Below are 5,878 nucleotides of genomic sequence, written 5' to 3'. Positions count from 1 at the left end.
GGGCCGAGGTCGAGGGCGTCGAGCAGCGCGTCGAGGCAGGCGGGGAAGGCGTCGGGCGCCTCAAGGGTGTGCCGGGAGATCGGCGGCATGCCGTGCTCGAGCCGCATCGCCACGTCCGGATGGGGCTCGGCGGGCGGGACGCCCCGCGCGGCGCGAGAGGCTTGAACCGCGGCCTGCGCCGTGGCGATGCGGGCGAGCAGGTCGAGGTAGCCGCCCATCGGATGGTCGGGCGCGAGGCGCTGCAGGCGCAGGGCGCGGTTCGCGAACAGGTCGGCGGGGACGGGGAGCTGGACGAAAGGCACCGAGCCGGCGATGCCGATCCGGTCCGGATCGGGCTGCAACTCGTGGAGCTTGGGGCGTTTCGGGGCCTGGGCGGCTTCGTCGCCCGCGGGATTTTGCCCCGCGGGCTCGGCCGCGGGGTTGCGCTTGAAGAAACGGGCCAAGGCGTCAGTGCCCGCGCTTGTCGGTGGAGCCGCGCTGGCGCTTGCCGCCGGCGATCTGCCGGAACCACTTGCGATGGTGGCGATAGGCCCAGCCGCCGGTGACGGTGCCGCGCACCATCGCCCGGCCGGTGCCGCGCACCCAGATGCCGGCATAGATGTGCACGACGATGATCGCGATGGCGATGACCGCGGCCAGTGAATGCGCCAGCAGCGCCCAGCGCTTCGTCTCGATGACGGTGTAGGTGTAGAAATACTGGTCCCAGATCACCAGGCCGGTGACGAACATGATCCCGATCAGGGCGGTCTGACCCCAGAACACGCCCTTCTGGCCGGCATTGTACTTGCCGAGCTCGGGCAGCCGGTCCTCGCGGTTGGTCACCACGTCGCCGATCTTCATCGACCAGGCGACGTCGTCCTTGTTGGGGATGTTGAGCTTCCAGAACCGCAGGAACAGCAGCGCGAAGCTGACGGCCAGCGCCACGCCGAACCACGGGTGGATCGCCCGCGTCGCCTGGCCGCCGCCGAAGATGCCAGTGAGCGAGAACAGGTAGGGCGTGAACATCGCCAGGCCCGAGAGGGTCAGCAGGGTGAACAGGATCGCGGTGATCCAGTGGTTGACCCGCTGCAGACCGGTGTAGCGCGGGACGTACAGCACCTCGGGCGCCTCGTGCACCTCACGCAGGGGGCGCGCGTCGCCGTCTCGGATGTCGGTGTGAACGGTCATCGAATCTGCTTCTCTCGAATGGCGGCACGAAACGGAGCCGGGACGCGGGCGGTCGCTTCGCCCGCGGCCACCGATGCGTCCCGGCGATCTCGACCCGAGGCGGCGCCGAATGTGCGCCGCCTCGATTCCGTCAGTGCGGCCGGTTCTCGCCGCCCTCGGCGCCACGGCGTTTCTCGTGGTCGTACTCGATCGCCTCTTCCTCTTCCTCGGCGACGACCTCGTTCGGCCCCGCCGTGACGTAGTGGAAGAAGCCGGCGACCGCGGCGAAGCCCATCGCGGCGAGCCCGAACACCTTGGCGCCTCCCTTCCAGAAGGCGACCAGCGGCGAGATCTTCGGGTCGAGCGGCAGGCCGGCATAGAGCTGCGGCTTGTCGGCGTGGTGGAGCACGTACATCACGTGCGTGCCGCCGACGCCGGCCGGGTCGTAGAGGCCGGCATGCTCGAAGCCGCGCGACTTGAGGTCGATCACGCGGGTCTGCGCCTGCTCGATCATCGCGGCCTTGGTGCCGAACATGATCGAGCCGGTGGGGCACGCCTTGGCGCAGGCGGGCGCCTGCCCGACGGCCACGCGGTCCGAGCACAGCGTGCACTTGTACGCCTTGTGGTCCTTCTCGGAGATGCGCGGGATGTTGAACGGGCAGCCCTTCACGCAGTAGCCGCAGCCGATGCAGTTCTCCTCGATGAAGTCGACGATGCCGTTGGAGTACTGCACGATCGCGCCCGGGGACGGGCACGCCTTGAGGCAGCCCGGATCGGTGCAGTGCATGCAGCCGTCCTTGCGGATCAGCCATTCGAGGTTGTTGGTCGCCTCGTTCTCGTATTCCGTGAACCGCATCAGGGTCCACGTCTTCGGCGTGAGGTCGTGCGGGTTGTCGTAGACGCCGACGTTGACGCCGACGTCGTCCCGCAGGTCGTTCCACTCCTCGCAGGCCGACTGGCAGGCCTTGCAGCCGATGCACTTCGACACGTCGATGAGTTTGGCGACCTCCATGTGGGAGCGGATGGCCGGCGGCGTCTCCGTGGAGGCGGAGCGCTGCCGGATGTCGAGGGAGCTGTAATCGGCCATTGTCTGATGCTCCCCTTACGCGACCGCGTCCGACGGCGGCGTCGTCGGCTCGATGTTGACGAGCCACGCCTTGAACTCGGGCGTCTCGGTGTTGGCGTCGCCGACCACCGGGGTGAGCGAGTTCGGGTGCCATCCCTTCTTCGTCTGGCCCATGAAGCCCCAATGCTGCGGGATGCCGACCACGTGGACGGCCTTCCCGTCGCACATCAGCGGCTTGATGCGCTTGGTGACGACGGCCTTGGCCTTGAGCGAGCCGCGCTTGGACCAGACCCGGACCCAGCCGCCCTTCACGATGCCCTTCTCCTTCGCGAGCTGCTCGGAGATCTCGACGAAGGCCTCCGGCTGGAGGATCGCGTTGATCCGGGCGTGCTTGGTCCAGCCATGGAAGTGCTCGGTCAGCCGGTAGCTCGTCGCCGCGTAGGGGAACTCTTCCGCGGTGCCGAGGTCGGCCAGGTCGTCCTTGAAGATCCGCGACGCCGGATTGCCCTTCACCCGCGGGAACGGGATGTTGGCCATCGGCGACTCGAACGGCTCGTAGTGCGTCGGGAACGGCCCGTCGCGCATCAGGCCGCGGGTCCACAGGCGGGCGACGCCCTCCTGGTTGAGGATGAACGGGCCGACGCCCTTATCGGGGGCGACGGTGACGCCGTAGTCCGGCACGTCGAAGCCGACCCACTGCTTGCCGTTCCACTCGATGAGCTTCTTCTTCTCCGACCACGGCTTCCCTTCCGGGTCGCACGAGGCGCGGTTGTAGAGCACGCGGCGGTTGGCCGGCCAGGCGAAGGCCCAGTTCGGCGCGATGCCGCGGTCGCCCGGATCCGCGTTGTCGCGGCGGGCCATGGTGTTGCCCTTCTCGGTGTAGCAGCCCGAGTAGATCCAGCAGCCGCAGGCGGTGGTGCCGTCGTCCTTGAGCTGGGCGAAGCCGTCGACCTGGCGGCCGGCGGGCAGGGTCTGCCCGTCGAGGCCCGGCGTCGGGGCGAGCGTGTAGCCGTTCATCTCGCGAGCGAGCTCGGTCGGCGTTGGCTCGTGGGCGATCGCGTAGTTCCAGGTCAGGTTGACGATCGGGTCCGGGAAGGCGCCGCCCTCCTTCTGATACATCTCCTTCATGCGCAGGAAGATGCCCGCCATGATGTCGATGTCGGGCTTGCACTCGCCCGGAGCGTCCTGAGCCTGCCAGTGCCATTGCAGCCAGCGGCTGGAGTTGGAGAGCGAGCCCTCCTCCTCGGCGAACAGCGTGGTCGGCAGCTCGAACACCTCGGTCTGGATCGAGGCGGTGTCCACGTCGTTGTACTCGCCGTGGTTCTCCCAGAACCGCGCGGTCTCGGTCTTGAGCGGGTCCATCACCACGATGAACTTCATCTTGGAGAAGGCTTCCGTCATCTTGGCGCGATTGGGGAACGACATCAGGCAATTGAAGCCCTGGATGAAGTACCCGGTCATCTTGCCTTGCTTCGCCAGCTCGAAGCCGCGCAGCACGTCGTAGGTCGGCACGTCGAGCTTGGGCAGGTAGTCGTAGGCCCAGTCGTTCTCCTTGGTCGCCTTCTCGCCCCACATCGCCTTCTGGAACGAGACGAAGAACTTGTTGTAGTTCTGCCAGTAGCTGGTCTGCCCCGGCCGCAGCGGCTTGAACTCGCGCTTGGACGCGTAGTCCTTGTAGGTCGGCTCCTTCTCGATCGGGATGTTCAGGTAGCCGGGGATGAGGTTGCTCATCAGCCCGAGGTCCGTCAGCCCCTGGATGTTGGAGTGGCCGCGCAAGGCCTGCATGCCGCCACCCAACATGCCGATGTTGCCGAGCAACGTCTGCACGATGCACATCGAGCGGATGTTCTGCGAGCCCTTGGAGTGGTGCGTCCAGCCGAGAGCATAGAGCGAAGCCATCGTCCGGTCGGGCGTCGAGGTCGTGGCGATGAGCTCGCAGACCTTGAGGAAGGTCTCCTGCGGCGAGCCGCAGATCCGCGACACCATCTCGGGCGTGTAGATCGCGACGTGCTTCTTCAGCAGCTGCATGACGCAACGCGGGTGCTGCATCGTCTCGTCGACGACCGCGTACCCGTCGGGACCGATCTCGTAGTCCCAGGTCGACTTGTCGTAGTCGCGCTTCTCGGGATCGTAGCCGGCAAACAGCCCGTCCTGGAAGTCGTAGCCTTCGCGCACGACGTAGCCGGCGTTGGAATATGCCGCGACGTAGCGATGCTGCAGCTTGTCGTTGTCGAGCAGGTACTTGGTCACGCCCGACAGGAACGCGATGTCGGTCCCCTGGCGGATCGGGCAGTACAGGTCAGCCACCGACGCCGTGCGGGTGAAGCGCGGGTCGACGACGATCAGCTTGGCGTTGTTGTGGGCCTTGGCCTCGACCACCCACTTGAAGCCGCAGGGGTGCGCCTCAGCGGCGTTGCCGCCCATGACGGTGATGACGTCCGCGTGCTTGATGTCCATCCAGAGGTTGGTCATCGCACCGCGGCCGAAGGAGGGCGCCAGACTGGCGACCGATGGGCCGTGTCAAACCCTGGCCTGGTTATCGAAGACCAGGGCCCCCATGCTTCGGACCGTCTTGTAGGTGAGCCACGCGGTCTCGTTGGAGGTCGCCGAGGCGCCGAGGAAGCCCATCGTGGTCCAGCGGTTGACCGTGAGGTCGCCGTTCTTGGCCACGAAGTTCTTGTCGCGATCCTCCTTCATCAGCCGGGCGATCCGCTCGAAGGCGAAGTCCCAGGAGACGCGCTTGAACTCCTTGGAGCCGGCCTCGCGGTGCAGCGGGTACTTCGTCCGGGTCTCGGCCTGGATGAAGTCGAGCAGCGCCGAGCCCTTCGGGCAGAGCGTGCCGCGGTTGATCGGGTGGTCGGGGTCGCCCTCGACGTGCATCACCGCAGAGCGGGCGTTCTTCGACTTGTCGCCGAGGCTGTAGAGGATGACGCCGCAGGCCACCGAACAGTAGGGGCAGGTGTTACGGGTCTCGCGCATCTGCGCGAGCTTGAAGGGGCGGACCGCCGCCGCCATCGCCGGCTCGAGGCCGCCGAAGCCGAGGGCGCCGAGGGAGCCACCCGCGAGGGTGATGGCGCCACCCTTCAGCAGGCCGCGCCGTGAGACCTGAATCGTCATCCGAGTATCCCGATCAGAGCTGGACTAATTCCAGCATGCTTCCCAGGATTGCCGGCCCGAGGCAAGTGCGGTTCCGTGACACAGATCGGGCGGATATCGCGCTGCAATACGCACGATTTACCAGCTCGTTCAATCCGCTAGCGGAAACCGGAATTATTTCGACGGAATGGCCGGGTTCTGTCCTGACGGCCCCGGGGTGCGGTGGTCGAGGGGTGCCTGCGGCTCGGTGCCCGAGGAGGAGCCGGTGTCGGCGCCCGGCACCTTCCGCTCCCGGTTCTCCGCCGTGGAGTTGCCGCCCGGGTTGGGCGCATCCTTGGCCGCTGATTCCTCGCGCGGCACGGGGGCCTGGCTCCAGCCGTCGTTGGCGCTGCGGCTCTTGTCGCCCATCGCGTCGACGCCTTTGATGTCGCCGGGCTTGGTCTGGGCGTGGCCGGGGGTGCAGGCGAGCGCGAGCGCCAGGGCTGCGGCTGCTGGTAGAGGATGACGCCGCAGGCCACCGAACAGTAGGGGCAGGTGTTACGGGTCTCGCGCATCTGCGCGAGCTTGAAG

At 67.2% G+C, this 5,878-nt stretch carries 5 protein-coding genes; all 5 read right to left on the bottom strand.

The window, feature by feature from the left end; genetic code table 11:
• The coding region (fdhE, locus tag FV222_RS15315; RefSeq protein ID WP_246685481.1) for a formate dehydrogenase accessory protein FdhE at window positions 1–443 on the bottom strand (443 nt) is incomplete at its 3' end.
• 4 nt (window positions 444–447) lie between these two features.
• Entirely contained in the window at window positions 448–1,167 is a 720-nt protein-coding gene (locus FV222_RS15310) for a formate dehydrogenase subunit gamma (RefSeq protein ID WP_147764735.1), read from the bottom strand.
• Between the two features lie 130 nt (window positions 1,168–1,297).
• Window positions 1,298–2,233 carry a formate dehydrogenase subunit beta gene (gene fdxH, locus FV222_RS15305; protein WP_147753877.1) on the bottom strand — a complete coding sequence of 312 codons (936 nt, stop codon included), beginning with the start codon at window positions 2,231–2,233 and terminating at the stop codon, window positions 1,298–1,300.
• Window positions 2,234–2,248: 15 nt separating this feature from the next.
• Window positions 2,249–5,329, bottom strand: a complete 3,081-nt coding sequence (gene fdnG / locus FV222_RS15300) for a formate dehydrogenase-N subunit alpha (RefSeq protein WP_147814947.1) — start codon at window positions 5,327–5,329, stop codon at window positions 2,249–2,251.
• 153 nt (window positions 5,330–5,482) lie between these two features.
• Window positions 5,483–5,716, bottom strand: a complete 234-nt coding sequence (locus FV222_RS31215) for a hypothetical protein (RefSeq protein WP_246685480.1) — start codon at window positions 5,714–5,716, stop codon at window positions 5,483–5,485.
• Window positions 5,717–5,878 lie beyond the last annotated feature (162 nt).

Source organism: Methylobacterium sp. WL103 (genome assembly GCF_008039885.1).
Taxonomy (GTDB): domain Bacteria; phylum Pseudomonadota; class Alphaproteobacteria; order Rhizobiales; family Beijerinckiaceae; genus Methylobacterium; species Methylobacterium cerastii.
This window is presented reverse-complemented; position numbering and strand designations above follow the sequence as displayed.

Coding starts and splice junctions, on each gene's coding strand:
- FV222_RS15310 (WP_147764735.1), bottom strand. CDS start 1,167: ATGACCGTTCACACCGACATCCGAGACGGCGACGCGCGCCCCCTGCGT.
- fdxH (WP_147753877.1), bottom strand. CDS start 2,233: ATGGCCGATTACAGCTCCCTCGACATCCGGCAGCGCTCCGCCTCCACG.
- FV222_RS31215 (WP_246685480.1), bottom strand. CDS start 5,716: ATGGGCGACAAGAGCCGCAGCGCCAACGACGGCTGGAGCCAGGCCCCC.